This is a genomic window from Stenotrophomonas sp. PS02300 (assembly GCF_029959395.1).
In the GTDB taxonomy this organism is placed as follows: Bacteria; Pseudomonadota; Gammaproteobacteria; order Xanthomonadales; family Xanthomonadaceae; genus Stenotrophomonas; species Stenotrophomonas maltophilia_AD.
This window is the reverse complement of the sequence record NZ_JASCOP010000018.1, coordinates 21,750-47,442: the sequence shown is the minus strand read 5'-3', so window position 1 is coordinate 47,442 and position 25,693 is coordinate 21,750. Positions and strand designations below refer to the sequence as shown.

At 68.9% G+C, this 25,693-nt stretch carries 31 protein-coding genes; 16 read left to right on the top strand and 15 right to left on the bottom strand.

Features of this window, described 5'->3' with window-relative positions:
• Positions 1-393: autotransporter domain-containing protein (locus QMX79_RS05950; RefSeq protein ID WP_282245331.1), on the top strand; the 393-nt coding region annotated here is incomplete at its 5' end.
• Positions 394-462: 69 nt separating this feature from the next.
• Here the strand turns inward: QMX79_RS05950 and QMX79_RS05945 are convergent.
• Positions 463-1,560: a Glu/Leu/Phe/Val dehydrogenase dimerization domain-containing protein gene (locus QMX79_RS05945; RefSeq protein WP_282245330.1), complete on the bottom strand. Its 1,098-nt coding sequence runs from the start codon at positions 1,558-1,560 to the stop codon at positions 463-465.
• 293 nt (positions 1,561-1,853) lie between these two features.
• On the opposite strand from QMX79_RS05945, the gene QMX79_RS05940 reads away from it, so the two are divergent.
• A complete protein-coding gene (locus QMX79_RS05940; protein WP_282245329.1) occupies positions 1,854-2,957 on the top strand; it encodes an HDOD domain-containing protein in 1,104 nt (367 codons plus the stop codon).
• Positions 2,958-2,980: 23 nt separating this feature from the next.
• Here QMX79_RS05940 and QMX79_RS05935 read toward each other — a convergent pair whose 3' ends face one another.
• Together QMX79_RS05935 and QMX79_RS05930 are read right to left on the bottom strand one after the other, a co-directional pair.
• Positions 2,981-4,561: a phospholipase D family protein gene (locus QMX79_RS05935; RefSeq protein ID WP_282245328.1), complete on the bottom strand. Its 1,581-nt coding sequence runs from the start codon at positions 4,559-4,561 to the stop codon at positions 2,981-2,983.
• A gap of 55 nt (positions 4,562-4,616) precedes the next feature.
• Positions 4,617-5,327, bottom strand: coding sequence for an rRNA pseudouridine synthase (locus QMX79_RS05930; RefSeq protein WP_282245327.1), 711 nt, complete (start codon positions 5,325-5,327; stop codon positions 4,617-4,619).
• Between the two features lie 107 nt (positions 5,328-5,434).
• On the opposite strand from QMX79_RS05930, the gene QMX79_RS05925 reads away from it, so the two are divergent.
• Positions 5,435-6,112, top strand: coding sequence for an AzlC family ABC transporter permease (locus tag QMX79_RS05925; RefSeq protein ID WP_282245326.1), 678 nt, complete (start codon positions 5,435-5,437; stop codon positions 6,110-6,112).
• Complete coding sequence (locus QMX79_RS05920) at positions 6,109-6,420, top strand: AzlD domain-containing protein (protein ID WP_282245325.1); 312 nt, start codon at positions 6,109-6,111, stop codon at positions 6,418-6,420. Before QMX79_RS05925 ends, QMX79_RS05920 begins: the two co-directional genes overlap by 4 nt.
• A gap of 3 nt (positions 6,421-6,423) precedes the next feature.
• On the opposite strand, the gene QMX79_RS05915 is transcribed toward QMX79_RS05920, so the two are convergent.
• Positions 6,424-6,921, bottom strand: coding sequence for a M48 family metallopeptidase (locus QMX79_RS05915; protein WP_093533469.1), 498 nt, complete (start codon positions 6,919-6,921; stop codon positions 6,424-6,426).
• Positions 6,922-6,968: 47 nt separating this feature from the next.
• Here QMX79_RS05915 and QMX79_RS05910 point away from each other — a divergent pair, with 47 nt between their 5' ends.
• Together QMX79_RS05910 and QMX79_RS05905 are read left to right on the top strand one after the other, a co-directional pair.
• The gene (locus QMX79_RS05910) at positions 6,969-7,529 is read left to right on the top strand and encodes a DUF2058 domain-containing protein (RefSeq protein WP_282245324.1); all 561 of its coding nucleotides are present in this window, start codon (positions 6,969-6,971) and stop codon (positions 7,527-7,529) included.
• Between the two features lie 109 nt (positions 7,530-7,638).
• Positions 7,639-7,905: a DksA/TraR family C4-type zinc finger protein gene (locus tag QMX79_RS05905; protein ID WP_282245322.1), complete on the top strand. Its 267-nt coding sequence runs from the start codon at positions 7,639-7,641 to the stop codon at positions 7,903-7,905.
• A gap of 7 nt (positions 7,906-7,912) precedes the next feature.
• On the opposite strand, the gene QMX79_RS05900 is transcribed toward QMX79_RS05905, so the two are convergent.
• The gene (locus QMX79_RS05900) at positions 7,913-8,494 is read right to left on the bottom strand and encodes a mechanosensitive ion channel family protein (RefSeq protein ID WP_282245321.1); all 582 of its coding nucleotides are present in this window, start codon (positions 8,492-8,494) and stop codon (positions 7,913-7,915) included.
• Positions 8,495-8,525: 31 nt separating this feature from the next.
• Positions 8,526-8,726, bottom strand: coding sequence for a hypothetical protein (locus QMX79_RS05895; RefSeq protein WP_282245320.1), 201 nt, complete (start codon positions 8,724-8,726; stop codon positions 8,526-8,528).
• A 100-nt stretch (positions 8,727-8,826) separates the two neighbouring features.
• Between QMX79_RS05895 and QMX79_RS05890 the strand changes: the two genes are divergently transcribed.
• Genes QMX79_RS05890 through QMX79_RS05880 form a run of 3 tightly spaced genes read left to right on the top strand, consistent with a single transcriptional unit; the run spans position 8,827 to position 10,813 of the window.
• Positions 8,827-9,411, top strand: coding sequence for a sigma-70 family RNA polymerase sigma factor (locus QMX79_RS05890; protein WP_282245318.1), 585 nt, complete (start codon positions 8,827-8,829; stop codon positions 9,409-9,411).
• A complete protein-coding gene (locus QMX79_RS05885) occupies positions 9,408-9,917 on the top strand; it encodes a hypothetical protein (protein WP_282245316.1) in 510 nt (169 codons plus the stop codon). The genes QMX79_RS05890 and QMX79_RS05885 overlap by 4 nt, the downstream gene beginning before the upstream one ends.
• Positions 9,918-9,928: 11 nt before the next feature.
• Entirely contained in the window at positions 9,929-10,813 is an 885-nt protein-coding gene (locus QMX79_RS05880) for a DUF4097 family beta strand repeat-containing protein (protein WP_282245315.1), read from the top strand.
• A gap of 46 nt (positions 10,814-10,859) precedes the next feature.
• Here the strand turns inward: QMX79_RS05880 and QMX79_RS05875 are convergent, their stop codons facing one another.
• From QMX79_RS05875 to QMX79_RS05865, 3 genes are all read right to left on the bottom strand, one after another.
• Positions 10,860-11,039, bottom strand: a complete 180-nt coding sequence (locus QMX79_RS05875; protein WP_068853593.1) for a hypothetical protein — start codon at positions 11,037-11,039, stop codon at positions 10,860-10,862.
• Positions 11,040-11,050: 11 nt separating this feature from the next.
• The gene (locus tag QMX79_RS05870) at positions 11,051-11,350 is read right to left on the bottom strand and encodes a YkgJ family cysteine cluster protein (RefSeq protein WP_336618853.1); all 300 of its coding nucleotides are present in this window, start codon (positions 11,348-11,350) and stop codon (positions 11,051-11,053) included.
• A 243-nt stretch (positions 11,351-11,593) separates the two neighbouring features.
• Positions 11,594-12,949, bottom strand: coding sequence for an Hsp70 family protein (locus QMX79_RS05865; RefSeq protein ID WP_282245313.1), 1,356 nt, complete (start codon positions 12,947-12,949; stop codon positions 11,594-11,596).
• Between the two features lie 117 nt (positions 12,950-13,066).
• On the opposite strand from QMX79_RS05865, the gene QMX79_RS05860 reads away from it, so the two are divergent.
• Positions 13,067-13,402: a zinc ribbon domain-containing protein YjdM gene (locus QMX79_RS05860; RefSeq protein WP_282245312.1), complete on the top strand. Its 336-nt coding sequence runs from the start codon at positions 13,067-13,069 to the stop codon at positions 13,400-13,402.
• A 45-nt stretch (positions 13,403-13,447) separates the two neighbouring features.
• Here the strand turns inward: QMX79_RS05860 and QMX79_RS05855 are convergent, their stop codons facing one another.
• Positions 13,448-14,614, bottom strand: coding sequence for a tetratricopeptide repeat protein (locus QMX79_RS05855; RefSeq protein ID WP_282245311.1), 1,167 nt, complete (start codon positions 14,612-14,614; stop codon positions 13,448-13,450).
• Between the two features lie 109 nt (positions 14,615-14,723).
• Between QMX79_RS05855 and QMX79_RS05850 the strand changes: the two genes are divergently transcribed.
• The 5 genes from QMX79_RS05850 (at position 14,724) to QMX79_RS05830 (ending at position 18,946) form a co-directional block, all read left to right on the top strand.
• Positions 14,724-15,326 (top strand): hypothetical protein, encoded by a 603-nt coding sequence (locus QMX79_RS05850; protein WP_282245310.1) that lies wholly within the window; start codon positions 14,724-14,726, stop codon positions 15,324-15,326.
• Positions 15,327-15,371: 45 nt separating this feature from the next.
• Entirely contained in the window at positions 15,372-15,563 is a 192-nt protein-coding gene (locus QMX79_RS05845; protein ID WP_282245307.1) for an oxidoreductase-like domain-containing protein, read from the top strand.
• A gap of 12 nt (positions 15,564-15,575) precedes the next feature.
• Entirely contained in the window at positions 15,576-16,205 is a 630-nt protein-coding gene (locus tag QMX79_RS05840) for a DUF998 domain-containing protein (protein ID WP_282245305.1), read from the top strand.
• Between the two features lie 78 nt (positions 16,206-16,283).
• Positions 16,284-17,648: an AcvB/VirJ family lysyl-phosphatidylglycerol hydrolase gene (locus QMX79_RS05835; RefSeq protein ID WP_282245303.1), complete on the top strand. Its 1,365-nt coding sequence runs from the start codon at positions 16,284-16,286 to the stop codon at positions 17,646-17,648.
• Positions 17,648-18,946 carry a hypothetical protein gene (locus tag QMX79_RS05830; protein ID WP_282245301.1) on the top strand — a complete coding sequence of 433 codons (1,299 nt, stop codon included), beginning with the start codon at positions 17,648-17,650 and terminating at the stop codon, positions 18,944-18,946. Before QMX79_RS05835 ends, QMX79_RS05830 begins: the two co-directional genes overlap by 1 nt.
• Here the strand turns inward: QMX79_RS05830 and mprF are convergent.
• The gene (gene mprF / locus QMX79_RS05825) at positions 18,909-21,476 is read right to left on the bottom strand and encodes a bifunctional lysylphosphatidylglycerol flippase/synthetase MprF (RefSeq protein ID WP_282245299.1); all 2,568 of its coding nucleotides are present in this window, start codon (positions 21,474-21,476) and stop codon (positions 18,909-18,911) included. The two genes, QMX79_RS05830 and mprF, sit on opposite strands and share 38 nt — an antisense overlap.
• A gap of 149 nt (positions 21,477-21,625) precedes the next feature.
• Here mprF and QMX79_RS05820 point away from each other — a divergent pair, with 149 nt between their 5' ends.
• Positions 21,626-21,973 carry a RidA family protein gene (locus QMX79_RS05820; RefSeq protein WP_282245297.1) on the top strand — a complete coding sequence of 116 codons (348 nt, stop codon included), beginning with the start codon at positions 21,626-21,628 and terminating at the stop codon, positions 21,971-21,973.
• On the opposite strand, the gene rnfB is transcribed toward QMX79_RS05820, so the two are convergent.
• The 4 genes from rnfB to QMX79_RS05800 are packed head-to-tail and all read right to left on the bottom strand — an operon-like array spanning position 21,954 to position 25,603.
• The gene (gene rnfB / locus QMX79_RS05815; protein WP_282245295.1) at positions 21,954-22,382 is read right to left on the bottom strand and encodes an Rnf electron transport complex subunit RnfB; all 429 of its coding nucleotides are present in this window, start codon (positions 22,380-22,382) and stop codon (positions 21,954-21,956) included. The two genes, QMX79_RS05820 and rnfB, sit on opposite strands and share 20 nt — an antisense overlap.
• A 25-nt stretch (positions 22,383-22,407) precedes the next feature.
• Entirely contained in the window at positions 22,408-22,998 is a 591-nt protein-coding gene (locus QMX79_RS05810) for an HAD family hydrolase (protein WP_282245293.1), read from the bottom strand.
• Between the two features lie 24 nt (positions 22,999-23,022).
• On the bottom strand, positions 23,023-25,101 hold the full coding sequence (metG, locus tag QMX79_RS05805) for a methionine--tRNA ligase (protein ID WP_282245291.1): 2,079 nt from the start codon (positions 25,099-25,101) through the stop codon (positions 23,023-23,025).
• A gap of 58 nt (positions 25,102-25,159) precedes the next feature.
• Positions 25,160-25,603, bottom strand: coding sequence for a DUF2147 domain-containing protein (locus QMX79_RS05800; RefSeq protein WP_282245289.1), 444 nt, complete (start codon positions 25,601-25,603; stop codon positions 25,160-25,162).
• Positions 25,604-25,693 lie beyond the last annotated feature (90 nt).

Here is a 25,693-nt window from a genome sequence, read left to right as displayed (position 1 = left end):
GGTGCGGACTACGCGCGCCTGGACAGCGACAGCTTCAGCGAAGACGGCGGCTTCGGCTTCGGCCTGCGTGCGGACAGCCGCGCGTCCAGCCGCAGCCAGGCGCTGGCCGGCCTGCGTGCGGAAACGCACCTGCGTGGCTGGTCGCTGCGCGGCTATGCCGAGTGGCAGCAGACGCTGTCCAGCGATGGCCTGGCCTTCGATGCCAGCTTCGTGGGCGTGGATGCCTGGGCGCCGGTGGCGGGGCTGCAGCCGGCACGCTCCGGCGGCCTGTTCGGCCTGTCGGTGCAGTCCTGGCTGACGCGCAACTCGCAGCTCTCGTTCGGCTACGACCAGCGCTTCGGCCCGCGGGGCGACCTGAGCCAGGTGGCGCTGCGCTACTCCGCCGCGTTCTGATCCAGGCGCGACAGGGCAACGAAAAAGGGCGCGAGATGATCGCGCCCTTTTTTTTGCCTGTGGTCCGGATCAGCCGCCGCGCAGCGTTCCCAGCCGCGGGCGTGCCCGGCCCAGCGGCATCTTCAGCTTGCCGATGGACTGGATGCGGGTTTCGGCGATGCGGTCGGCCGCGCGCTGCGGCGCAATGCCTTCCTGCTGGGACAGCGCGAAGATGCGGGCCAGGTTGTGGTAGATGCTGCGGATCAGGCGCATCGCGCGTTCGCGGTTGTAGCCGTCGATTTCCAGCGACACGTTCATCACCCCGCCCGCGTTCACCGCATAGTCCGGGGCATACAGGATGCCGCGGGCATGCAGCTCATCGCCGATCTCGGGCGTGGAGAGCTGGTTGTTGGCGGTGCCGCAGACGATCCTGCACTTCAGGCGCGGCAGGGTCTGCGGGTTGATCGCCCCTTCCAGCGCGCACGGCGCGAACACATCGGCGTTGACGTCGTAGATGTCGTCGGGCTTGACCGCCTCGGCGCCGTATTCGGTCACCGCACGCTCGACCAGCGCCGCGTCCAGGTCGGTGACGAACAGCTTGGCACCGCGATCGCGCAGCAGCTTGACCAGTTCCATGCCGATATGGCCCAGGCCCTGCACCGCGATGCTGACCTTGCCCACTTCCTCGTGGCCCAGCTTGTGCTGCATGGCCGCCATCAGCGCCTGCAGCGCGCCGTAGGCGGTGAACGGGGCCGGGTCGCCCGAGCCACCGTGGACCTGGTGCACGCCGGTGACGTACTCGCTTTCCAGGTAGATGTTTTCCATGTCATTGACGTCGGTACCGACGTCCTCGGCGGTGATGTAGCGCCCGCCGAGCGAATCCACGTAGCGACCGAACGCACGGAACAGCACCTCGGTCTTGTCCCTGCGCGGGTCGCCGATGATCACCGCCTTGCCCCCCCCGACATTCAAGCCCGCCAGCGCGTTCTTGTAGGTCATCGTGCGGCTGAGCCGCAGCGCGTCAGCCAGTGCGTCGTCCGTGCTGGCGTAGGGCCGCATGCGCACGCCGCCCAGCGCCGGGCCCAGCGTGGTGTTGTGGATGGCGATGATGGCCCTCAGACCGGCATCGCGGCTGTGGCAGAACACCACCTGTTCATGACCGGACGTTTCGAGGGTTTCAAATAACATGGTGACTCCGATGGTGCGAACGGCGGCAAACGCCGGCGAACGTACCAGCAAAAGGTGGGGTGTAAAACAAAAAAAGCGACGTCGTCGGTTGGGCAGGACGGGTCGCGCGGCGCCATTCTAGTGCATTCCGTCGGACGGTGTTGTCAGCGCCGGATGACCATCGCGCGCTAAAGTTGCCCCGTTCCGGGCCGATGCCGTGGCAACGGTGCGCAGTACCGGCAAGCCAGGACGGAACACGTGGGTGCAGTGGCGATAATTCGGGTGCGGTGCCGCACCGGCAGGGGCGCGGCCCGATGATGGCGATCCTGGCGGGGGCGGCCGGCGTGCTGGTCGTGGCATTCCTGGGCTGGGGGCTGTACCGCCGCCCGGCAGGGGTGGGGGCGGTTCCGGTGCCGGAGGGCACCCGCAGCCGGAGCCGCGCGCAGCCGCAGCCGCCTGCTTTGACGGAGTCCTCCGGCACCGAGGCCGGCGAGGTGCTGCAGGCCGGCCTGCATGCACTGGCGCTGCTGCCGGGCATTGGCAGCGCGCAGGCCACCGGCGCGCAGGACGCAACCCTGCTGGCGGCGGTGGCGGCCGCGCTGGAGGCGCAGGACTGGTCGGCCCGGCACCTCCCGCGCCGGCCGCAGCTGCTGCCGCAGCTGATCCAGACCGTGAACGACAGCGACGCCTCGGCGCGCAGCATGGCCTCGATCATCGGCCAGGATGCGGTGCTGACCGGCAACCTGCTGCGCATCGCCAACAGCCCGGTCTACCGGCTGCAGGCCAAGCCGGTGGACAGCCTGCAGCGTGCGGTCACGCTGGTGGGTACCGAGGGCATCCGCCAGATCATCAGCGCGGTGCTGGTGCAACCGGTCATGCAACTGCACAGCGACGCCTTCCCGCAGTTCGGCACCGTGGTCTGGGAGCACGCGCTGCTGGCTTCACGGGCTGCGGCCGATCACGCCCGCCTGGTCACCCATGAGGACGGCTTCGCCGCGCAGTGGATGGGGCTCACCCAGGGCCTGGGCGCGGCCCTGGTGATGCGGCACCTGCTGGATGTTGCCCGTGAGCAGGGCGTGCCGCCGTCACCGCAGCTGGCCAGCACCCTGCTGGATGCCTGGACCCTGCCGGTCGCCAGCCGCATCGCGGCGGCCTGGGAGCTGCCGCCCTCGGTGCACCAGGCGCTGCTGCGCGACGCCGATGCGACGGGCGGCGGGCTGGCCGCCAGCCTTCGCTTCGCGCGCGCCGGCGCGTCGGCCAGCCTGCTGTGCCGGCATGGCCGGATCAGCCAGGCCCAGGCGCTTGCGCTGCTGGAGCAGCTGCAGGGAACCCCGGCGCATGCATTGCAGTGGATCTGGCGCCGCCTGCACGGCCGCGCGGTCGAAACCCTGGATGCGGACGAATCAGCCGAAGCGTAGAGCCACGCCCTGCGTGGCTGCTCCTAAAGCTGGGATTCGAGGGGCAACCAGCTGATCACACGCGCGCTCGCACGCTGCCAGAACGACGTATCGGGCTCTTTGTCCAGCAGCGCAGGAGGCTGTTCGGCCCGATCCAGCCAGCGCACCTGGTCATCGGCATCCAGCGTCACCCAATAGCTCTGCTTCGGGTCGGCCAGGCGCAGATATTCCGCGCGCAGTTGCGCGGCCAATTCCCGGTCATCAAACAGCACGCCCATTTCCGTATTGAGGTAGGCAGAACGCGGATCCAGGTTGAACGAGCCCACGAAACCACGCTGGTCGTCGATCATGAACGCCTTGGTGTGCAGGCTGGCGCCGCTGCTGCCGAACAGGCCGCCGCTGCCGCCGCCCGCGCCACGCGAGCGCAGTTCGTACAGGTGCACGCCATCGCGCAGCAGCGGTGCGCGATAGTGCATGTAGCCGCTGTGCACGGCCGCGACGTCATTGGCGGCCAGTGAGTTGGTCACCACGCCCACGTAGGCGCCACGTTTCACCATCGCGGCCATCCCGCGCGTACCTTCCTCGCCCGGCACGAAGTAGGGCGAGATCAGCAGCGCTTTATGGCGGGTGGCTTCAAGTTCGCGCACCAGCCGGGTGACCAGCCAGTTGGCGGGGTCGTCGCGGCGGTGCTTCATCGCCGGATCGGACACGATTTCCACGCCCGGTGACCAGTGCAGCTCGACCGCATCGGTGTAGAACGAACGCGCTGCCGGCGAACGCTCGACGCGCTCAAGATAGGGTCTGGCGGCCGCCAGCTTCGCCTCATGCGCCGACTCAAGCATCAGCAGGCGCAGCTGGGCCGGGGTGTGGAAGGCGAGGGCGGCCACGGGTACCGCCGCATCACTGTTCCAGTACGCGTCGAAGATCGTGTTGGCCTGCTGCACCGCCTTGCCGGCCACGATCAGGTCCAGGTCGCGGAAGTTCACATCGCTGCGCGCGCTGAAGTATTCCTCGCCGATGTTGCGGCCGCCGACGATGGCGACCCTGCCATCGGCGATCCACTGCTTGTTGTGCATGCGGTGGTTGACGCTGAAGAAGCGCTGCACCATTTCCACCAGCCGCCACAGGCCATCACGGTTGCGGAACGGGTTGTACAGGCGGATTTCGATGTTGGGGTGCTCATCGAGCGCCATCATCAACGCATCCTTGTCCTGCGCGTTCATGTCATCCAGCAGCAGGCGCACGCGCACGCCACGTTCGGCGGCCTGGTACAGCTCCTGCGCCATCAGGTGGCCGATCAGGTCGTCCTTCCAGATGTAGTACTGCAGGTCCAGGCTGCGTGCGGCATGGCGGGTGATCACCGCGCGCGCGGCATACGCATCCAGCCCTTCGGACAGGAAGGCCACGCCGGACTGATCCGGGTGATCGGCCTGCAGGCGCACCAGCTCGCGATCGATCGCACTCTGCGCCGGCTGCAGCGGCAGCACGCTGCTGTGCGGTCCCTTCGCCTTGGGCGTGAGGTGATCGCCCAGCAGCAGGCCGCTGAGTACCAGCAGTGTCACGATCGCCAGCAGGATGCCTGCGCCACGCAGCAGGCGGCGCCACAACGGCTTCTTCTCGCTCATGGCCTGATCCTAAGCGGGCCGCGCGTGCACCGGAAGTGCAGGGCGCGTGCGTGGATCAGAAGCGTTCGTCCGGCGCCAGGTAACGCCACTGGCCCGGGGCCAGCTTGCCCATCGCCACCCGGCCGATGCGCAGGCGACGCACGCTGATGACGTCCAGCCCGACCTGCCGGCACATGTCGCGCAGCTGGCCGGGTGCCACCGGCTTGATCGCGAAGCGCAGCCGGGTTTCGTTCTGCCAGCTGACCTTGCACGGCGGCAACGGCCAGTTGCGGAAGCTCAGGCCGTGCGCAAGCCGCTTCATGCCGTAGGGCACCAGTTCGCCGCTGACCTCGACCAGGTATTCCTGCTCCAGCGTCGCGCCACGGTCCTTCAGGTGCGACACCACGCGGCCGTCCTGGCTGACCACCACCAGGCCGCTGTCTTCGTCGGCCAGCGGCATCACCAGCTGCAGCGCGTGGAAGTGCCGCTGCAGCAGGGCCACGCCGGTGGCATCCAGTTCGCTGCGGGTCTCGGGCGTGACCAGCGCGCACAGTTCATCGGCGCGCATGCCGGCCGGCTTGTGCAGCAGCATGCTGACTGTCTCGGCGCGGGTCGCCTCGGCGTTTTCGCGCAGCACCACCACCTCATCGGTGACCATGGCCTGCGGTTGTTCGATCACCACGCCGTTGACGGTGACCCAGCCCCCCTCGATGAAGCGCTGGGCGTCGCCCCGGGAGCAGCCGATCAGGCTGGTCAGGCGTTTGTCGAGTCGGATCGGATCGGTCATCAGGCAGGCAGCACAAAGCGGGACGCGGGCGGGGAGTGTACTGGCTCGGGGCCGGGCCTGCGCGTGACAGGGCTGCGGCCCCGCGCCGCTGCTGGCATGATCCGATGATGAACTGGCGTGCGTCCCCTGCCGTGAAAGTCGGCCTTTCCATTGCCGTGGCCACGGGCCTGTATGGCATTTCCTTTGGCGCGCTGGCGGTGGCGGCTGGGCTGAACCCGTGGCAGGCGCAGGCGCTGAGCCTGTTGATGTTCACCGGCGGCTCGCAGTTTGCGTTCATCGGCGTCATCGCCGGCGGCGGCGCCGGTTCGGCGGCATTCACCGCTGCCACGCTGCTGGGCGTGCGCAACGCCGTGTACGGCATGCAGATGAACCGGATGCTGGGCCTGCGCGGCTGGCGGCGCGGGGTGGGCGCGCAGATCACCATCGATGAATCGGCGGCCACCGCCTCCAGCCAGATCGTGCCGCTGGAACAGCGACGCGGCTTCTGGACCGCCGGTGTGGGCGTGTTCGTGCTCTGGAACCTGTTCACCGCCGTCGGCGCGATGGCCGGCGACGCGCTGGGCGATCCACGCCGGTGGGGCCTGGACGGTGCCGCGGTGGCAGCGTTCCTGGCGTTGCTGTGGCCACGGCTGCGCCAGCGTGATGCGGTGGCCATCGCGATCGTGGCCGCGCTGGTCACGGTGCTGGCGCTGCCGTGGGTGCCGCCCGGCATCCCGATCCTGTTGGCGGCGGCGGTGGCCGCGCTGTGGGGCGCGCTGGTACAACTTGAAGCGCGCGGCGCATGAGCGTGTGGGGGTGGTTGCTGCTGGGCTGCGTGGCGGCCTATGCGATCAAGCTGGCCGGGTGGCTGGTGCCGGCGCGCTGGCTGGAATCGTCGCGCATGACCCGGGTCGCCGGCACGCTCACGATCGGCCTGCTGGCCTCGTTGACCGCGATGAATGCCGTGGCCGCCGGTGCGGCGGTGGTGCTGGACGCGCGGCTGGGGGCGCTGGCCGTGGCGGCCGTGGCGCTGCTGCTGCGGCTGCCGTTCCTGGCGGTGGTGGTGCTGGGCGCGGCGGCGGCGGCCGCGCTGCGCTGGGCCGGGATCGGCTGAGCGTCAGCCGCTGGCGCGCTCCAGGTGGGTCAGGTACAGGCGCAGGTCGAACTCCAGCTGGTGGTAGTCCGCTTCCATGTGGGTGCACAGCTGGTAGAACGCCTTGTTGTGGTCCGATTCCTTCAGGTGCGCCAGTTCGTGCACCACGATCATCTTCAGGAACGGGGCCGGTGCCTCGCGGAATACGCTGGCGATGCGGATCTCGCGGCTGGCCTTGAGCCGGCTGCCCTGCACCCGCGACACGGTCGTATGCGTGCCCAGCGCGTGCTTGAGCACCTGCAGGCGGCTGTCGTAGATCACCTTGGACAGCGGCACCGACTGGCGCAGGTAGCGCTCCTTCAAGGCCTGGGTGTAGTCGTACAGCTGGCGGTCGTTGCGCACGGTGTGCAGCTCGGCATAGCGGCGCTCCAGCCAGGGGCCCAGGCGGTCGGCCGCGATCAGCTCGCGCACCTGCTGCTGCAGGGCGTCGGGGTAGCCGGCGAGGTACTTCAGGGCGGTCATGCGGCTATGATGACGCCTGGAATCCCGCACCAACAGATGCAAAGGCAATGGCGAAGGCAAATCCCCTGCAGGAACAGCTGCTCAAGGCCGGGCTGGTCAAGAAATCCCAGGTGTCCCAGGCTGCGCGTGAGCAGGTGAAGGCCCGCCACGGCAAGGCTCCGGTGGCGCCCACCGACAGCCAACGCGATGCCGAGCGGCTGCGGGCGGAAAAGGCCGAGCGCGACCGCGCGCTGGAAGCCGAACGCAAGGAAAAGAACCGCCTGCAGGAGCTGCAGGCGCAGGTGCGCCAGATCATCGAAAGCAACCGGGTCAAGCGCGAAGGTGAAAGCGAGTACCGCTTCAACGACGGCACCCTGATCCGCACCCTGCTGGTCAACGAGGTGCTGCGCCGCCAGCTGGCCGTGGGCAGCCTGGTGATCGCGCGCTTGGGCGAGGGCTTCGAGCTGGTGCCGCGTGCGGCCGCCGACAAGATCCGCGAGCGCGACCCGGCCGCGATCGTGCTCGACAACGGCAAGGATCGCGCTGCGTCCGCCGAGCCCAGCACCGGCAATGCCGAAGACGATGCGTACTACGCGCAGTTCCAGGTACCCGACGACCTGATCTGGTGATGACGGGCTGAACGGTTCACCGGAAACGGGGGATGTTCAGCCGGCCGTAAACCGACCTCGCCCGGCCGGATCTATGCTGGCGGTCCGGCAACGGTATGGGAGATGCGGCATGGCCACAGGGTGGGCAGGCGACGGCGCCGTCCAGGACCAGATCGACGCGACCGTGGATGACGCCATCCAGCGCGCCCGCGCGCAGCTGCGCCAGGGTCCCGGGCTGACCCATTGCGAGGAATGCGAAGCGCCCATCCCCGAAGCGCGTCGCCGCGCCGTGCCCGGGGTACGGCTGTGCGTGCGCTGCCAGGAAGCAGAAGACGCCGCGCAGCACGATGCGGGCACCTACAACCGGCGGGGCAGCAAGGACAGTCAGCTACGCTGACGCAGGATCAACCGTCGCCCTGGATGCCGCCCGGTGCCTGCGACGGATCGCGCCAGCGGCGCACGGTGCGCTGGAAGAACATGTTGTTCGGAATCTGCAGCACCGTGCCTTCGTGTCCGCCGCTGTTTTCCTGCAGCGTGGTGTAGATCAGGTTGACGTCGATGACGCGCCCTTTCAGCCCGGGCTTCTCGCCGTTCTCCAGCACCTCGATGTAGTCGTGCAGCCGGAACGGGCGGGTGGTGAAGATCAGCAGGGTGCAGAAGATGTTGGACAGCACGCTCCACGCGGCGAAGAACGCCACGGCGCCCACGGCGGCAAAACCGGTGAAGGCGGTCCACAGCACGCTGGCCTGCACGCCGATGATCTGCAGCACCACCAGCAGCACGGCGAAATAGACCACGAAGGTGAACACCCGGCGGGCGCCCATGATCATTTCTGGCGGCAGGGTGTAGTGCTCGCCGACGCGGCGCAGCAGGCGGCGAGCGATCAGGCGCAGCAGCCAGGCCACCAGCAGGGTCAGCAGGATCTGCAGGGCAGGGACCCCGTACTGCAGCCACTCATGGGTCCAGGCGGGCAGGTGTTCTTTCATGGAAACCAAGGATCGACGCGGGAGCGTCAGTTTACCCCGCGCGGTACAGCCGGGCCCTGCCCGGTTGCGCCAGCATACCGACCAACCGTGAGACGCACAGTGGCGCATGATCCTGGTACTGCACGCACAGGTCCGGTTGCGGCGGCAGTGCCACCCGCAGCGTCACCGGGCTTCCCGGCAGGGTGCACGCGCTGGCCAGCGACAGCAGAAGGGCAAGGCAACTGGGCGACATGGGAGCTCCTGGGACCACGCCCGGCGTGGTGACAGAAAATTGGATGCAACGGGTGCCGGAAAGGTTTAAACCTTTTCGAACGTCCCTGCATCCAAGGGATATGCTCGATACGACCATGCCCGCCCTGCACGCTGCCAACGACGCCGATTGCACCGACGAGTCCGCGTGGGTGCGGGCCGCGGTGGCCGGCGACACCGCCGCCTACGAGCGCATCTACCGCCGGCATGCGCCGCGCCTGTATGCGGTGTTGTGGCGGCTGTGCGGCGGGCACGCCGCGCGCGCCGAGGATGCGCTGCAGGAGGCGTTCCTGCAGGCGTGGCGCGCACTGCCCGGGTTCCGCTTCGACAGCAGCCTGGGCACGTGGCTGCACCGGCTGGGGGTGAATGCGGCACTGATGGAACTGCGCGCCAACGCCGCCCGCGACGCGGGCGACAGCGGCGAGGAAGGCTGGGACCTGCTGGCGGCGGTGCCGGCAGTGGACCGCTGCGCGGGCACCAGCCTGGACCTGGAGCGCGCGCTGGAGACCCTGCCGCCGCGCGCGCGCGCCGTGCTGGTGCTGCACGACATCGAGGGTTGGAAACACCAGGAGATTGCCGACCAGCTGCAGATGGCGGTGGGCAGTTCCAAGGCACAGCTGCACCGCGCGCGCGGCCTGTTGCGCGCGCGTCTGGGAGAACCGGCATGAACAACAACCACGACAACCACGACATCGATTCCGACTTGCAGGCGCGCCTGCGCGCGCTGCCCGCCGAACGATTGCCGCCGGCGGATGCCTGGCAGCGGATCGCCGCGCAGCTGCCGCCACGCGTGGCGGCGCTGCCGGCCGCTGTGCCGGCACCGCGCGCGCGCCGTTGGCCACTGCGCGTCGGGCTGGGCCTGGCCGCCGCGCTGGCCGTGCTGATGGTGGTGCCTACGTCCACCCCGCCCACGCCGCGCCCATCGCCCCTGCAGCGGCAGGCCGACGTGATCGCCGCCGAGTACCAGCAGGCCATGGCCACGCTGCCTGCGGCCCCGATCGGCGCGGACTGGCAGCCGGCGCTGCACGAACTTGATAGCAGTGCGGTGTACATCCGCGCAGCCATCGCCGAGAACCCGCGCTCGGGGTACCTGCTTACCCAGCTGCAGCGCACCTACGCGCTGCGTCTTGAACTTACCCAGCAGGCCGTCAACGCCGCTGGCCTGCCATCCTGAAGGAGAGTCCCATGCGAAACACCCTGCGTTTCACCGCAGCCCTGGCCCTGCTGCTGCCCCTGGCCGCGCAGGCCGCCACCCGCGTCGACGAGCGCCATCCGCTGGCCGCGGGCGGGCGCGTTGAAGTCAGCAACATCGCCGGCAAGGTCACCGTGCGCGGCTGGGATCGCAATGAAGTGGCATTGACCGGCAGCATGGCCGATGGCCTGCGCCTGCAGCAGGACAAGAGCACCAACCGGGTGCGCTGGGAGGTGATCTATCCGCGCAACGGCAACAACGGCGGCGCCACCCTGGAGCTGCGGGTGCCGCGCTCGGTGGAAGTGCAGCTGGGCACGGTCAGCGCCGACATCGACGTGGCCGAGGTGGACCTGCGCCGTTTGCAGGCCAATGCGGTCAGCGGCGATATCTCGGCGGCGGGTCGCACGGCCGAAGCCAACCTGAGCACCGTCAGCGGCGATATCCGCGCGCAGGTGCAGAGCCAGCGCATGGCGTTGCGCGCGGTCAGCGGTTCGATCCAGGCCGGTGGCGGCATGGGCGGTGAGGTCTCTGCGGAAACGGTATCGGGCAGCATCCGCCTGGACACGGCGCAGGTGCAGCGCCTGGCTGCCGAAGCAGTGTCGGGCAACCTCACCGTGGCAGCGTCCGGGCTGGCGCCGGGCGGCAAGGTGACCTTGCAGACGGTGAGTGGTTCGATCGCCCTGCGCCTGCCGGCCAAGGTCTCGGCGCAGCTGGCGGTGAAGACCTTCAGTGGCGACATCCAGTCCGATGCCGGCCAGGTGGAACGGCCGCGCTACGGCCCGGGTCGCAGCCTGGACACGCGCCTGGGCGGCGGTGACGGCGATATTTCGATCAATGCCCATTCGGGCAACGTGCGGGTTTCGCTGGGCGGCCGCTGAGTGCGGCCCCCGCACCGGCCTGGGGCCGGTGCGGACGGCAGCGGCGTCAGCCGGCCTTTTTCAGCGCCAGGGTGTTGCCCAGTACTTCGATCTTGCCGCCGCTCTTGCGGAACGCAGCCAGATCGGCAGCGATGCTGGCGCTGCTCAGTGCGGTGTTGGAACCCTGCTTGCGGTCAACGCGAACGGTGTTGCCTGCCTTGGGGGAGGTCTTTGGCGAACGGGCCATGGATGCTCCTGTCATGGGTGTAACGTGGAAAAAATCGTCGACGCATCGTGCTGTTGTCGACGGTAGTCCTGCCGCACGATGCGGCAGTCATCGCCGCCCATCGCAAACTGGCGGCAGATCGCGGGACGCTGCGAATAAATCGTGCAGCGCAGGTGATAGGGGTCGATCGCGGCACACCAACCTTCGTCGTTGCGCGCCATCACGGTGCGGCCCGCTTCGTCGGTATCCAGCAGGTAGCCGGGTACCGCGTCGTCAGGCATGACGGTCACCGACAGCCGGCAACACACTGCGTCGCAGCGGCGGCAGTCGATGGGGTCGGCCTCGGCGATTTCGCCCAATAGAATCTCTCTTTCAGCGAAAGACGATCCCAGCGCCACGGACAGGTCCGGACGGCGGCGGTATCGGCAAGGATGAGGGCCTCTTCGAGGCTGGGTACGACATGCGCATTGCGCATCGAAGCCGAAAGATGATAGCGCTTTCGGCGTAACGTTTTGTTAATACGAGGGTTCCACGGCTCGAAACCCTTGTGCTGCAATGGTTTCGGGGCGGTAGGATCAGCTCGCGGCGGCCCAGGCCAGGCCGTGCACCACGCCGAACGACGGGTTGCCGCGCACCAGCGTCGAGCCCGGGAAGGCGGCGGCCACCGCCGCCTGCAGGTAGCCCGCGCGTGACATGCCGCCGGTCAGGAAGATCGCCGCCGGGTCATGCCCGATATCGGCGCGGACCTGTTCCAGCAACCCGGTCAGTTCGCCCAGGTAGCTGCCCGCGGCCGTTTCCAGCCGCGACGGGTCGACGTCCACGGCCAGGTCGCGTTCGATGAAGTCCAGCGCACTGGCGTGGCGTGGTGCGCTGCTCAGGGCGATCTTGCAGCGTTCAACCTCGCGGTACAGGCGCGCGGTGTTGCCGGTGTCCTGCAGCGCCTGCAGGCGCTTGCCCCACGGCGCCTCGGCCTCGCGGTAGCTGTGCTGGCGGAAATCGCGCTGGCGGGTCATGTCCTGCACCATCGCGGCCTCCACGTAATGGTGTGCCGGCACGCGGCTCTGGCCGCGCCCGAACAGCGGCATGTAGGCACCCAGGCTCAACGCAAGGTCGATGTCGGTACCGCCGCGCGCGATACCCCACGCGCGATGGATCTTCGGGGCCTGCGCGCCGCCCACCCGTGCATGCGCCACATCGGTGGTGCCGCCGCCGATGTCGACCACCACCGCATCATGTTCCTGCGCGCTTTCGGCGTGGTAATGCATTGCCGCAGCGGCCGGTTCCTCGAGGAAATCGACGCTGTCGAACCCTGCTGCGATGGCGGCGGTGTGCAGGATGTCCAGCGCCTGGTCGTTGCCGGCCGCGCCGATCGAACTGCGGAACTGCACCGGGCGGCCCAGCGTGGCGGTGCGCACCGGCGCGTCGAGCTGGCGCGAGGCGGTCAGCCGGATGTGCTCCAGGATGTGCGTGGCGATGCCGGTGATGGTCTGCCGCGCGCGCGGGTGCAGGTTGTAGCCCAGCATCGATTTCGGGCTCTGCACCAGGTTGCCTTCGTTCTCCTCGAAGTAGGCTTCCAGCGCCTCATCACCGTACACCGCGTTCTGCAGCAGCTTGGTCGAGCTGAGCGGCGCGCGCATCTGCTCTTCCATCCACTGCCGGCGCACCACGCGCAGGGCCTCGCGGCGCAGCGCGTCCGGCGCGCGGTCCTGGCCGGCGGCACGGGCGTCGCGCGCGGCGGCGTCGATCAGCCGGGCCAGTTCGTGCTCCAGTGCCGGGGTCAGTTCGAAGTCGTTCGGATCGCGCATCACCTCGGGGAAGTACACCGTGGTGCGGAACTGCTCGGCCTCGCCAAACCGGATCGGCACGACCCGGCCGTCCACCACGGCGGCGGCGGCGGAGTTGCTGGTGCCAAAGTCGATGCCGATTTTCATGCGGGGCCGGGCCGGAGGTCAGGGGGCGCGCACTGTGCGGCAAGCGGGCCGCCGGTGCAAGGCCTGCCCGGATCGGGCGGTTACAATGGGGGTTGTTCCGAACCTGAAGGCTTCACCATGTCCGCCGCACCCGCCTGCCCGCAATGCACCCTGGAAAACACCTACGCCGACGGCGCGCTGTGGATCTGCGCCGACTGCGGCCATGAGTGGGCGGCCGGCGATGAAGGCGGCCAGGGCGTGGTCGTGCGGGACAGCAACGGCAACGTGCTGGCCAGCGGCGACACCGTCACCGTGATCAAGGACCTGAAGGTCAAGGGCTCGTCGATCCCGCTCAAACAGGGCACCGTGATCCGCAACATCCGCCTGGTCGAGGACGATGCCGAGCACATCGAGGGCAACTCGGACAAGATCAAGGGCCTGGTCCTGAAGACCTGCTTCCTGAAAAAAGCGTAGGTAACGACCGTTGGTCGTTACGCATCAGCGGCGGTGCGCCGCCATTCAATTGGTGGCCGTCCGGTCCCGCCATTTCTGCAGGCTGTCCAGCTTGGCCTGGTAGGTCGCCCGCAGCACATCGGCGTCTTCGCCGGCCAGGTCGCGGGCGCGCAGCATTTCCAGCGAGGCGCGGCGGGTGTTGCCGGCCAGGAAGTAGGCGCGGGCCAGCCCGAAATGGAACTGGTGCGCGCTGCTGTACAGGCGCACTGCCCGCTGGTAGTAGTCGATGGCCTGCGCATAGTCGTGGCGCTGTTCGGCTTCGTTGCCGAAGCGGAACTGCGCGAACGGATCGCTCTTCTGCACCTGTTCCAGCCGCTTGGCCAGCACGTCAGCCCGGCGCGCATCGCCCAACCTGCGATGCAACGCGCTGGCGTTGGTCAGCGCCGCCGCATGCCGTGGTTGCAGCTGCAGGGCCTGTTCGTAATCCTTGCGGGCCTGGTCCAGGCGGCCTTCGCGGGTGTCAAGCACGCCCAGGTTGTTCCAGCCGGCGGGGAAGGCCGGTGCCACCGCCAGCGCGGCATCCAGGTACACGCGCGCCTGCGCGGTGTCCCCGTCGGCCATGTGCTCGGCGCCGCGGTTGTTGTAGAAGTGCGCCAGGGCGCGCTGCTCGGTGATCGGGCGCGGCCCGTAGCGGTCATAGAGCACGTTGCGGTCCAGGTCGACCACGGCGGTGCGTCCGTTGAGGTTCAGCCCCACGTTGACGTGGCCCACGTTGTAGATCACGCCCTGGTCCTGGTGCCAGGTGACCACCTGCGCCACCTCCTGCACCCGCGCATCGATGCCTGCCGCGCGCGCCAGGGTGACGAACATCAGGGTGAACGACAGGCAGTTGGCGCGATGGGTCTTCCACGTTTCGGCCAGGGTGTGGGTGGCGTACGGGTCGTACTCCAGGTGCATGGCGTCTTCGTCGAAGATCAGGTGCACCAGCCGCACCAGCCGCTGCTCGCGCGAACTGACCGGGGCGATCACCCGTTCCTGCAGCAACGCGCGCAGATCCGGCGGAATGGCCAGGATCTGCTCCGGGGAGGGAATGGATTCGACCGCCTGGGGCTGCACCGCGGCGCTGGCAGGCGGCGCGGCCAGCACAGGCGTCGGTGCGGCGGCCAGCAGGGCCAGCAGGGCAAGGGATTTCCAGCCGTTCATCGCGGTCACCTCGCAGGCACGACGGAGCATTGGTAGCTGCAGTCTAGGCCGGCGCCCGCCAGCCGGCGCACCGCTTGTCGGCCTGTTGCACCCGCCGCCACCCTTGCCATTCGCCCGGGGGCCGGCCAATGATGCCGCCATGACCTTTTCACCGCTCTCGTTGCCGGCGGCCATGCAGGCCGACCTGGAAGCTGCCTACGCCATGCCTCCACGGGCCTATCACGGCTACCCGCACGTGCGCGCGGTGCTGACGCACTGCCAAGCGGTGGCGGACGGCCCGGGCTGGGCGCACCCGCGCGAAGTGCAGCTGGCCGCGCTTTACCACGACGCGATCTACGAGGCCGGGCGCAACGACAATGAAGCGCGCTCGGCCGCGCTGGCACGTGCGCAGGTCGAGCGCTGGCTGCCGGGCGCCGGCGTGGACGTGGCCCGGGTCGAACAGCTGATCCTGCTGACCGCGCGTCACGGCACCCTGGCCGCGAGTGATGTGGACCCCGAAGCGGCGTTGTTCCTGGACTGCGACATGGCCATCCTCGGCGCGCCGGCCGACGTGTTCGACGCCTACGACCGTGGCATCGCCGAGGAATACGCCGGGCATGTGCCGGGGTTCCTGTTCCGGCTCAACCGGCGGCGGTTCCTCAAGCACCTGCTGCGCAGCCCGCGCATCTTCCTCAGTGACTTCTTCCATCAGCGCCTGGACGCACCGGCGCGGGCCAACCTGCGCCGTCGACTCGGGCACTGACAGCGGTCGATTACACTGCACCGGTTGACCGCCGTCCCTCACGCCATGCCCGTTCCCCTTCCATCCGCCACGCCCGATGCCGATCCGCGCCCGCAACCGCCGGAAGAACCCGGCCCCAACGAGTGCTGCGGCAGCGGCTGCCCGCTGTGCGTGCTGGACCTGTACAGCGACGAGCTGCAGCGCTACCGCGCCGACCTGGCCGCGTGGCGGCTGCGCCATCCCGATGCCGGCCCCTGAGCAGCGCCCCCGATGAGCCTTCCTGCCCATGCCCACGTGGCCCGCCTGGCGCTGCTGGCGCTGGCCGGGTTCGTGCTTACCGCGCTGTGGACCCAGTGGGCACGCCAGGACCTGGACTGGGTGCAGGCCACGTTGAGCCTGTACCTGCACGGCCCCTGGGGCCTGGCGTTGCGGACTGCTTACTGCGTACTGGCCGTGGCGATCATGCTGCTGGCCTGGTCGCTACACGCCGCCAGCCGCTCGCCCCGGCGCAGCACGGCGGCGCCGCTGCTGTTCTGCGTGGCCGCACTGGGGCTGATGGGCGTGGCCATCGGCGACAGCTGGCTGCCCGGGCACGCGCCGCTGCTGGCTCCCCTGGTCCATGGCCTGGCGGCCAACACCGCGTTCCTGTGCGTGAGCGTGGCGATGCTGCTGCAGAGCTGGTACCTGCGCGCCGATCCGCAGTGGGCGCGCTGGGCCAGCGCAGCGTGGTGGTGGGCTTGGCTGTGTTTCGCGCTGCTGTGGCTGCACGTGCTGTGGCGCGGCCCGCCGCGCGGGGCCGGGCAGAAGCTGGTGATCGCCGCGGTGGTGCTGTGGTTGTTCGTGGCCGCGCTGCAGCTGTGGCGGCATGCACGGCGCGAGGACGCTGCGCGGCTGGAGTAGGCGCTGCGGCCAGCCTGTGTACATGCCCTTGGCAGGGGACAGGCGTATCGTGGGGCGACTTTTCCGGGATGCGTGACGATGCGGCGAGCCAGTGTGGGCAGGGGACTGGGAGTGGTGTTGGGCCTGGTGTCGATGATGGGGGCCGCAGCCGCTTCGGCGGCGCCGCAGCAGGTCAGCCACGGGCGCTTCAACGACATCCCGATCCATGCACCGGAAGGCCACCCGCAGCGCGTGGTGGTCTGGTTCGATGGTGGCAGTGAACCCGAGCGCACGCGTGAGCGCATCGAGGCGTTGCGCGCGCAGGGCGCCCTGGTGGCCCAGGTCGATGTGGCCCGCCTGCGCAGGGGGCTGGCGCGCGAAGGTGGCGGAAACTGCAGCTTCGGCGCCGGCGACGTGGAGAATTTCTCGCGCTGGTTCCAGGCGTACCTGCACGTGCCGGGCTACCACCTGCCGCTGATCGGCGGCGATGGCAGCGGCGCCGAGCTGGCCTACGCGGTGGCGGCACAAGCGGATACCCAGGTCTTTGCCGGCCTGGTCACCACCGGTTTCTGTCCCGACCAGGCGCGCGAGCGCGCGGTGTGCGGCGCCGGTGTCAGCCATGGCCGCCTGCAGCCGGCGGAGCTGGCGTTTCCGTGGTTGAACGCCGCAGGTGACCGCAAGTGCGCGGCAGGCGATGCCACCGCGTTCGTGCACAAGGTGGAGATGGGGCGGCAGTTCCAACGTACCGGGCGTGGCGATGACCTGCCTGGCCTGCTCGCCGCCGCCCAGGTCATGGGTGCGCAGAAGGGCGTCAGCCTGGCACCGCCGCCGGATGACCTGAAGGGGCTGCCGGTGGTGGAAGTGCCGGCACGGCAGGCCGGCGATACGCTGGCCATCTTCGTCTCCGGCGACGGCGGCTGGGCCGGCCTGGACAAGGATGTGGCCGCCGCGCTGAGTGAGAACGGGATTTCGGTGGTCGGCCTGGATTCGCTGCGCTATTTCTGGACCGAGCGCACCCCGGAAGGCTTCGCCCGCGACCTGGAGCGCATCGCGCGGCATTACGGCAACCAGTGGCAGCGCAAGCGGCTGGTGCTGGTCGGCTTCTCGCAGGGCGCCGACGTGCTGCCGGCCGCGATCAACCAGCTGGATCCGGCCACGCGCGGGTCCATCGCCCTGGTCGGCCTGATGTCGGTGGGGCGCAAGGCCGACTACGAATTCCATGTCAGCAACTGGCTGGGCGGAGGCGGCGAAGGCCTGCCCATCGCGCCGGAAATTGCCCGGCTGCCGGCCGAACGCACCGTGTGCCTGTATGGCCAGGAGGATGCCGACGCGTTGTGCCCGGAGCTGCCGAAGAACGGTGTCACGGTGGTCGCGCTGCCCGGCGATCACCACTTCAAGGGCGATTACGACCTGTTGGCGAAGTCGTTGCTGGAGCATCTGGCGGCGCAATCGCGGACGCCGTGATGGGCCGCGACACCGGCGTTGAAGCGCAGCTGTTCCAGCTGATGGCGGCAGACGGGCACATCGTGCGCGACGCACCGGCATCGGCCGCGCAGCAGATGGCGGATGCCATGGCGATGCGGCGTGCGGGGCACGACGAGCCCGCAGGCCCGCTGTTCTGCGCAGGCCTGCTGGAGACGCTGGCCTGGCTGGTCAAGGACCGCGATGTCGAACTGCGCAGGGCGATCGCCTGGCATCGATCCGCCGAGGTGCGCCGCTACACGCAGCTGCTTGATGGCGCGGCGTATGCGGCGGCGCTGCGCGCAGCGAAGAAACTGGGCGATGTTGCCTACCCGGCCCGGATCGAACGCGAACCGGACCCGGACAGGCAGCGCAGGCTGGTGACCCTTGCCGGCGCGGTCAAGCACGCGCGCGGGGGAGCCGGCAGCTGGGCGGATGTGCTGGCGAGCGCCGCGGCATTGGATGAGGGACTTGCCACCCCGTTCGCCCCGCATGGGGCGGTGCTGGAGGAGAAGGCGGCACTTGACCGGAACGCCGACGTCAGTGCCTGGCTGGCGCTGCGGGCGTCGACCCGGGCCGTCAACGGCGGCGCTGCGCGCGGCCGCGACGTGGAGGACCATGTCGGGGCGTCGCTGACGCGATTGTGCGCTGCCATGAACGCAGCCGCCGGTGACGACTCCGAAGCGGGCTATCGCATTGCCAGGGGCGCCCATGTGCCGGCCGGACTGCGGCCGGAGAACAGCCGGCACGTCAAAGGCGAAATCGACTTCCTGCTCATGCACGGCACCGATGCCGTGCTGATCGGGGAAACCAAGGCCGGTGGTGCCACCGCGATTGCCGCCGACTGCGTGAAGTTCCACAACGGGGTGGTGGAGATGGCGGCACGCGCGCAGCCGGGCATCACCTATCCCTTCGCGATGGGAGGCAACAAGCGCCTGCCGCAGGTGCTGCACATCAGCGGCGCCTCGCTCAGGCGCCTGGCGGACACCCACGCGGCGTGGCCGATGGCGGCCCGCTACTTCCTGCCCGAGCCGGTTGCCGCCATCCCGCTGTCGCCACGGGCGATCGCCTACATCACCCAGCAACCGGCGAGCATCGCCGTCGCCGAACGGCTGATGGCAGGCGAAACGGTGCCAGCGGATGCCTTGCTGGCCGTCTGGCAGGACCTCACCGGCAATCCACGGCTGGCGTGGATCTGGGAAGAGCGTGTGCTGGCAGGGGAGGCCCTGCATGCCATCCATGGCAGCCAGAGCGTGGCGCGGTTTACCGACGTGTTTGCGCGGATGGCGGCAGCGAGATGAGCCGCGTGGCATCCAGCAGCGCGGCAGGCAGGTGCATGCCGCCCGGCGCCGCCAGGTAACGGGTGCGCCACTGCGGTGCGAACTTGGATTTGAAACGGCGCAGCCCGCTGAAGCCATAGAAGCGCTCGCCATGGCGTGCCACCACGTTGGCGAAGCGGTTCCAGCGCCCGGCCAGCCGGTGCTGGGCAAGCCCCGACAGCGGCGCCATGCCCAGCGAGAAGCGGTGGAAGCCCTGTTCGCGCCCCCACAGGAACAGCTCGATGAACAGGAAATCCATCGTGCCCTTGGGCGCGTCGTCCACGTGCCGCATCAGGTCCACCGACAGCTCGCGGCCGGCAGGCGCCTGCCACAGGTTGGCGAAGGCGACGATGCGCCCTTCAGCCTCGACGATCGCCACCGGGAACCGTGCCAGGTAGGCCGGATCGAAACTGCCCAGCGAGAAGCCCTTCTCATCGCCGGCCTTGTCGTCCAGCCATTGCTGCGAGACCTGCGCCAGCACCGGCAGCAGCGCAGGCACCTCTTCGGGCGCGGCCACCCGGAAGCTGAGGCCACCGCGCTTGCCCCGGTTCCAGGCCTGGCGCAGGTCGGCCCGTTCGCGCCCCTCCAGGCCGAAATCCTGCAGCGGCACCATCGCTTCCTCGCCGAGCTTCACCAGGGTCAGCCCAAGGTCCAGGTAGGTCTGCCAGTACGCTTCGCCGACCTGGTAGAACACCGGGCGCAGGCCAAGGCGATCGGCTTCCTCGCGGAAGCGCCAGATCAATGCGCGGGCGACGTCCGGCGGGCCGACCGGATCGCCCATGGCGATCAGCGAGCCCCCGTAGCGCTGCATCATCACGAAGCCGCCGCCGGCCTCATCGCGCAGCACCGCCTTGTCCGCAGTGAGCACCAGGCAGGCCTGGGTGTCCTGTGCCGCGAGCAGGACCGGCGCCAGCGCATCCAGCGTGCCGGCGTCCGCCGGCGGCAGCGGGGTGCGGGTACTGTGCAGCAGCCGCGCCAAGCCGAAGATGGCCAGCGCGATGGCCACCACCAGCAGCGCACGCAGCGCACGCGGCGCGTTGCCCTGCGCGGCGAACTGCCACCACAGCTCGTTCTGGTATTCGACATGGCTGTACACGAAGAACAGCAGCCAGATCACCGCCACCAGCACCAGGCCCAGGTTGCGGATCCATGGCCACGACCACGCTTCATCCAGCAGCGCACCCTGCCGGTAGAACTCGCGGCGCGATGCCCACAGCGCCATCGCCACCAGCACCGATGCCAGCGCGATCAGCACCTGGCCGCCGCGCAGCCAGATCGGCAGCGGCGCGGCCACGCAGATCGCCAGCGCCAGTACCCAGGCCGCATGGCTGCGTCGCTGCAGGCCCTGGCCGATCAGCAGCAGCACCACGCCGGCCAGGCTGCCGAGCAGGTGCGAGGTTTCCAGGATCGGCAGCGATGCGTGCAGCAGGTGCCGGCGCGGCGTCGGCAGGGTGCCATCGATGACCAGCGCAGCGCCCACGCTGAACACCGCCAGCGCGATGATCTGCGGCAACCACGGGCGCAGCGCCGTCCAGCCGGCGCGGGTGGCGCCTGCGCCCACCCGCAGCGGGCGGCGCAGGGCCGGTCCTACGGCCAGCACGGTGGCCAGCAGCAGCGGCAACACGTAGTAGGTGACCCGATAGATCAGGGCCGCTGCAAGCACCGCAGCAGGCGCCACCTGCGGCAGCAGCTTGAGCAGGCTCCACTCGAACACGCCCAGCCCGGCCGGCACGCTGGAAACCAGGCCCGCCAGCACCGCCACCAGATACAGGCCGACAAACCCAGGCAGTCCGGTCGGCGTATCCATCGGCAACAGCACGTAGAACGCCGCGCTGGCCAGCACCAGTTCGACCACGCTGAGCGCGGTGACCCCCAGCATGGTGCGGCGGTCCGGCAACCACAGTGCATGGCCGCGGATCTGGAAGCTGCGGCCCTCGCGCCCGACCAGCAGCACGGTGCCCACGTAAGCGAGCAGGCCTGCCGCCCCGAGCACGCGCACGGCCTGCGCCGAGACCGGCAGTGCCAGTGCAGCGGCGCCCGGTTCCAGCAGGAACGCCAGCGCCAACAGCAGCCACGCACCGAACATGAAGCCCAGCATGCTCATCAGCACCACCTGGCCGATCTCCGCCAGGTTCAGCCCGGCGCTGCCATAGCCGCGCAGGCGCACCGCACCGCCGGTGAGCGCCGCAAAGCCCAGCGTCTGCCCCAGGGTGTGGGCGAGGAAGGCGGTGATGCCCACGCGCGCCGGGTGCAGGCGCTTGCCGCTGCGGCGCAGGCCGATCGCATCGAAGCCGATCAGGCAGGCATAGCTGGCCAGGCCAAGCACCACGGTCAGTGCGATCTGTCCGCCACTGAGCTGGTGAAAAGCGTCGCGAATGGCCCGATAACCATGATCATCGAACTCGTTGGCCAGCCCGTGCAGGGCCAGCGCAAGGATCCCCAGGCTGAAGATGACGGTCGCTGCGCGGCGCCAGCCGACGCGGGACGAGGGGGCAGGGGCGGGGTCGGTCATCGGGACAGCATGCTCCGGGGCAGGCGAGGAAAGAGTCAAAACACCCGGTGGTGCCTTGCGGGCGAATCGTGCGCTTCCGGCAGGCGCTTGCCAAGCAGCTTTACCCGGCATCGGTGACAATGGACCACCATCACAGAGGAGCCATCGCCATGTTGGAACGTTTCGACGTCGGTCCGCGCATGTCCGAGATGACCGTGCACAACAAGGTTGCCTACCTGTCCGGCCAGATTCCCGAAGACACCAGCCAGGACATCACCGGCCAGACCCGCCAGGTGCTGGCCGAGATCGACAAGCTGCTGGCACTGGTGGCCAGCGACAAGCAGCACGTGCTGCGCGCGGAGGTCTACCTGGCCGACATCGGCGATTTCGCCGGCATGAACGCGGCGTGGGACGAATGGGTGGTGAACGGCATGACCCCGGCGCGTGCGACGGTAGAAGCCAAGCTGGCCGACCCGAGCTGGAAGGTGGAGATCGTGATTACGGCCGCGTTGCCGTAAGCACCAGTTCAATGCAATCCACCGGACACGGTGGAATGCACAATTCGCAACCGGTACACAGATCGGCGATGACGGCGTGCATGTACTTGGCGCCGCCCACGATCGCATCCACGGGGCAGGCCTGGATGCACTTGGTGCAGCCGATGCAGTCGGCTTCAATCACCCGCGCGACCTGCGCGGGCTTGTGCTCGCCCCGGCGGCGATCGAACGGCAGCGCCGGCACCTCCAGCACGCGTGCCAGCGCACGCGCGCCTTCGTCACCCCCGGGTGGGCAATGGTCCACGCCCGCCTCGCCGCGCGCCATTGCCTCGGCATACGGGCGGCAGCCGTCGTAACCGCACTGGCCGCATTGGGTCTGCGGCAGCAGGCGGTCGAGGCGTTCAATCAGGGGCAGGGAGGGCGATGTCATGCGTGGCGTCGGCTGCGCGGGTTGTTCACTTCAAGGGTTTACCGCGATACCAGCGTTCCTGGGCCAGGGCCAGCATCGGGCGGTCTTCGCTGCTGTCGCCGTACGCATGGATGCGCACGTAGCGCGACAGGTCGTAGCGCTCGCGGATGCGTTCGACCTTGCGTGGTCCGCAATCGCCCTCGGCATAGCGCCCGGTCAGGCGCCCATCGCGGCTTTCCAGCCGGTTGCAGATCATCTCCAGCCCCATCGCGTCGCACCAGCTCCGCAGGTACAGGTCCAGCGAACCGGACACGATCACCACGGTGTGCCGCTGCTGCAGGTGCCAACGGATCTGCTCCAGCATCTGCGGTCGCACCACCTCGGGCAGCACCTCGCGGGAAAACCCGGCGGCCTGCGCCGCGATATCGTCGGCATGGCGGCCCCGCATCACCAGCCAGGTCACCCGCGCGCGGATGCGCTGGGCGGAAATCAGCTTCAACCGGTAGGCCAGCAACCACGGCCCGACCTTCCACCACGCCTGCGCAAGCTGCTCAGGCGTGGCCACGCGGCGCAGGAACCGCGCGTAGGTGTCGCAGTCGGTGACGGTGTTGTCGAAGTCGATCAGGGCCAGTTCCATCTACACCCTCCCGTTGGGCTCGACTCAACGAACCGGCATACCGGGCAGCGCGCTGCTGTCGGCATCGAGCAGCGCCAGTGCGCCGCCATCGAAACCGGCCGACAGGATCATGCCTTCGCTCAGGCCGAAGCGCATCTTGCGCGGGGCCAGGTTGGCGATGAACACCACGCTGCGGCCGACCAGCGCTTCTGGCTCGCCGTAGCTGGCACGAATGCCGGAGAAGATCTGGCGCTTGCCCAGCTCGCCGGCATCCAGTTCGAAGCGCAGCAGCTTGTCCGAGCCGTCAACGAATTCGCAGGCCAGCACCTTGCCGATGCGAAGGTCGAGCTTGGCGAAATCCTCGATGCCGATGTAGGCCGGGCCGTCCGCAGGCGCAGCTGCAGCGGCAGCCGGCGCGGCGGCCGCTGCCGCCGGCTTGGCGGGCTTGGCCGGGGCCGCAGGGGCGGGGGCGGCGAGGGTGTCCTTGGAAGCGTCGGTCATGGCGTCAATCATTTTCGGGTCGATACGGGTGAACAGCGGGCTGTACACGGCGATGGTGTGGGACAGCAGCGGCGAGGCGATGTCGGTCCAGCGCAGCACCGGGGCGGCCAGGAACGCTTCGGCCTGCGCGGCGGTGGCCGGCAACACCGGCTTCAGTGCGGTAACCAGCACGCGGAACAGGTTCAGCCCCTGGGTGCAGACCGACTGCAGCTGCGCATCGGCGCCCTCCTGCTTGGCGATCACCCACGGCTTCTGCTCGTCGATGTAGCGGTTGGCTTCATCGGCCAGCGCCATGGTCAGGCGCAGCGCGGCGGCCGGATCATTGCGCTCATAGGCTTCACGCACCGGTGCCAGGCCGGCCACGAAGCGGTCGTACTGCGCGGCATCGGGCAGCGCATCGGCCAGGCGGCCATCGAAACGCTTGCTGATGAAGCCGGCGCAGCGGCTGGCCAGGTTGACGAACTTGCCGACCAGGTCGGCGTTTACGCGTGCGATGAAGTCGCCCAGGTTCAGGTCGAGATCGTCGACACCGCCCGAGGACTTGGCCGCGAAGTAGTAACGCAGCGCTTCCGGTTCCAGCCCGGCATCCAGGAAGGTGCGGGCCATCACGAAGGTGCCGCGCGACTTGGACATCTTCGCGCCATCCACGGTGAGGTAGCCGTTGACGTGCAGGCGGGTCGGCGCGCGGTGGCCGGTGCCGTGCAGCACCGCCGGCCAGAACAGGCCGTGGAAATTGACGATGTCCTTGCCGATGAAATGGTGCAGCTCGGTGCTGGTGCCGGCGCGCAGGTGCGCGTCGAAATCCTCGCCGTTCTTCGCGCACAGCGCCTGGAAGCTGGACAGGTAGCCGATCGGCGCATCCAGCCAGACGTAGAAATACTTGCCCGGGTGGCCCGGGATCTGGAAGCCGAAGTAGGGCGCGTCGCGGGAGATGTCCCACGCGCGCAGGCCACCTTCGGCATTCAGCCACTCGCCCAGCTTGGCCTTCACCCCGGGCAGGGCCACGTCGCCGGCCAGCCACTCGCGCAGGAACGCCTCGAAACGGCCCACCTCGAAGAAGAAGTGCTCCGAATCGCGGATTTCCGGGGTGGCGCCGGAAATGACCGAGCGCGGGTCTTTCAGGTCGGTCGGCGAGTAGGTGGCACCGCAGACTTCGCAGTTGTCGCCGTACTGGTCGGGCGTGCCACAGTTGGGGCAGATGCCCTTGATGTAGCGGTCGGGCAGGAACATGCCCTTGGCCGGGTCGTAGAACTGGGCCACCGAACGGCGCGTGATGTGCCCTTCCGCCTCGAGCTTGAGGTAGAACGCTTCGGTAAGTGCCTTGTTGCCGGCCGAATTGGTCGAATCGTAATGATCGAACGCGACCCCGAACGCGGCGAAATCGCGCTCGTGGCTGGCCTGGATGTTGGCGATGAACGCTTCCGGGGTCACCCCGGCCTTCTCGGCCGCCAGCATGATCGGGGTGCCGTGGGTGTCGTCGGCGCACACGAACCAGGTCTTGCCGCCGCTCATTCGCCGCGCGCGCACCCAGATATCAGCCTGGATGTAGCCGACCAGGTGGCCCAGGTGCAGCGGGCCGTTGGCGTAGGGCAGTGCGGTGGTGACAAGAGCGGTGCGGGTCATGATCTGCGCGGGTGCGGGGGGAACGCGGGATTATCGCACGCTCCCCCCCAGCCAGCGGTTACTCGCGGATCCAGGTCTGGGCGCGGCAGATGAAGGCCACGCAGCCGGACATGTCCAGCTTCTTGCCGCCCTGGTGCAGTTCCACCTTGGACTTGTAGGTCTTGCCGTTGGCCGGGTCCAGCACGGTTCCGCCGGCCCACTTGTGGTCACCGTCCGGCTTCAGGTTCCACAGGATGGTCATGCCCTTCACCGGCTTGCCCTTGTTGGCGCCGCTGCAGTCGTCGCAGACCGGGTTCGGGCCCTTGTCCGACTTCAGTACTTCCACCACCTTGCCGGTGAGGGTGCCATTAGCGGCCTGGGTGATCTCCACGATCGACTTCACCTGACCGGTCTTGTCGTCGATGGTCTTCCAGCGGCCCGCCGCGCTGTCGGCGGCCGAAGCGGACATTGCAGCCATCACCAACGGCAGCGCCAGCAGCAGGGTCTTGAAGGTCTTGCGCATGTTTCCCCTCCCAGGGATGTACGTGAATGCCGGCGCGCGGCCGGGACAGCTGGACTGTATACCCATTCGCTCCGGTACGGAACGGACCCG

Excerpts from the sequence above, each read along its gene's own strand:
- QMX79_RS05925 (WP_282245326.1), top strand. The coding sequence starts at position 5,435 with ATGAACTGGCGTGCGTCCCCTGCCGTGAAAGTCGGCCTTTCCATTGCC.
- QMX79_RS05885 (WP_282245316.1), top strand. The coding sequence starts at position 9,408 with ATGAACAACAACCACGACAACCACGACATCGATTCCGACTTGCAGGCG.
- QMX79_RS05935 (WP_282245328.1), bottom strand. The coding sequence starts at position 4,561 with ATGAGCGAGAAGAAGCCGTTGTGGCGCCGCCTGCTGCGTGGCGCAGGC.
- QMX79_RS05915 (WP_093533469.1), bottom strand. The coding sequence starts at position 6,921 with ATGACCGCCCTGAAGTACCTCGCCGGCTACCCCGACGCCCTGCAGCAG.
- mprF (WP_282245299.1), bottom strand. The coding sequence starts at position 21,476 with ATGACCGACCCCGCCCCTGCCCCCTCGTCCCGCGTCGGCTGGCGCCGC.
- QMX79_RS05830 (WP_282245301.1), top strand. The coding sequence starts at position 17,648 with ATGGGCCGCGACACCGGCGTTGAAGCGCAGCTGTTCCAGCTGATGGCG.
- QMX79_RS05940 (WP_282245329.1), top strand. The coding sequence starts at position 1,854 with ATGATGGCGATCCTGGCGGGGGCGGCCGGCGTGCTGGTCGTGGCATTC.
- QMX79_RS05800 (WP_282245289.1), bottom strand. The coding sequence starts at position 25,603 with ATGCGCAAGACCTTCAAGACCCTGCTGCTGGCGCTGCCGTTGGTGATG.
- QMX79_RS05845 (WP_282245307.1), top strand. The coding sequence starts at position 15,372 with ATGCCCGTTCCCCTTCCATCCGCCACGCCCGATGCCGATCCGCGCCCG.
- metG (WP_282245291.1), bottom strand. The coding sequence starts at position 25,101 with ATGACCCGCACCGCTCTTGTCACCACCGCACTGCCCTACGCCAACGGC.
- QMX79_RS05895 (WP_282245320.1), bottom strand. The coding sequence starts at position 8,726 with ATGTCGCCCAGTTGCCTTGCCCTTCTGCTGTCGCTGGCCAGCGCGTGC.
- QMX79_RS05860 (WP_282245312.1), top strand. The coding sequence starts at position 13,067 with ATGTCCGCCGCACCCGCCTGCCCGCAATGCACCCTGGAAAACACCTAC.
- QMX79_RS05835 (WP_282245303.1), top strand. The coding sequence starts at position 16,284 with ATGCGGCGAGCCAGTGTGGGCAGGGGACTGGGAGTGGTGTTGGGCCTG.
- QMX79_RS05920 (WP_282245325.1), top strand. The coding sequence starts at position 6,109 with ATGAGCGTGTGGGGGTGGTTGCTGCTGGGCTGCGTGGCGGCCTATGCG.
- QMX79_RS05840 (WP_282245305.1), top strand. The coding sequence starts at position 15,576 with ATGAGCCTTCCTGCCCATGCCCACGTGGCCCGCCTGGCGCTGCTGGCG.
- QMX79_RS05865 (WP_282245313.1), bottom strand. The coding sequence starts at position 12,949 with ATGAAAATCGGCATCGACTTTGGCACCAGCAACTCCGCCGCCGCCGCC.
- QMX79_RS05850 (WP_282245310.1), top strand. The coding sequence starts at position 14,724 with ATGACCTTTTCACCGCTCTCGTTGCCGGCGGCCATGCAGGCCGACCTG.
- QMX79_RS05890 (WP_282245318.1), top strand. The coding sequence starts at position 8,827 with ATGCTCGATACGACCATGCCCGCCCTGCACGCTGCCAACGACGCCGAT.
- QMX79_RS05930 (WP_282245327.1), bottom strand. The coding sequence starts at position 5,327 with ATGACCGATCCGATCCGACTCGACAAACGCCTGACCAGCCTGATCGGC.
- QMX79_RS05900 (WP_282245321.1), bottom strand. The coding sequence starts at position 8,494 with ATGAAAGAACACCTGCCCGCCTGGACCCATGAGTGGCTGCAGTACGGG.
- QMX79_RS05880 (WP_282245315.1), top strand. The coding sequence starts at position 9,929 with ATGCGAAACACCCTGCGTTTCACCGCAGCCCTGGCCCTGCTGCTGCCC.
- QMX79_RS05820 (WP_282245297.1), top strand. The coding sequence starts at position 21,626 with ATGTTGGAACGTTTCGACGTCGGTCCGCGCATGTCCGAGATGACCGTG.
- QMX79_RS05875 (WP_068853593.1), bottom strand. The coding sequence starts at position 11,039 with ATGGCCCGTTCGCCAAAGACCTCCCCCAAGGCAGGCAACACCGTTCGC.
- QMX79_RS05945 (WP_282245330.1), bottom strand. The coding sequence starts at position 1,560 with ATGTTATTTGAAACCCTCGAAACGTCCGGTCATGAACAGGTGGTGTTC.
- rnfB (WP_282245295.1), bottom strand. The coding sequence starts at position 22,382 with ATGACATCGCCCTCCCTGCCCCTGATTGAACGCCTCGACCGCCTGCTG.
- QMX79_RS05910 (WP_282245324.1), top strand. The coding sequence starts at position 6,969 with ATGGCGAAGGCAAATCCCCTGCAGGAACAGCTGCTCAAGGCCGGGCTG.
- QMX79_RS05855 (WP_282245311.1), bottom strand. The coding sequence starts at position 14,614 with ATGCTCCGTCGTGCCTGCGAGGTGACCGCGATGAACGGCTGGAAATCC.
- QMX79_RS05905 (WP_282245322.1), top strand. The coding sequence starts at position 7,639 with ATGGCCACAGGGTGGGCAGGCGACGGCGCCGTCCAGGACCAGATCGAC.
- QMX79_RS05810 (WP_282245293.1), bottom strand. The coding sequence starts at position 22,998 with ATGGAACTGGCCCTGATCGACTTCGACAACACCGTCACCGACTGCGAC.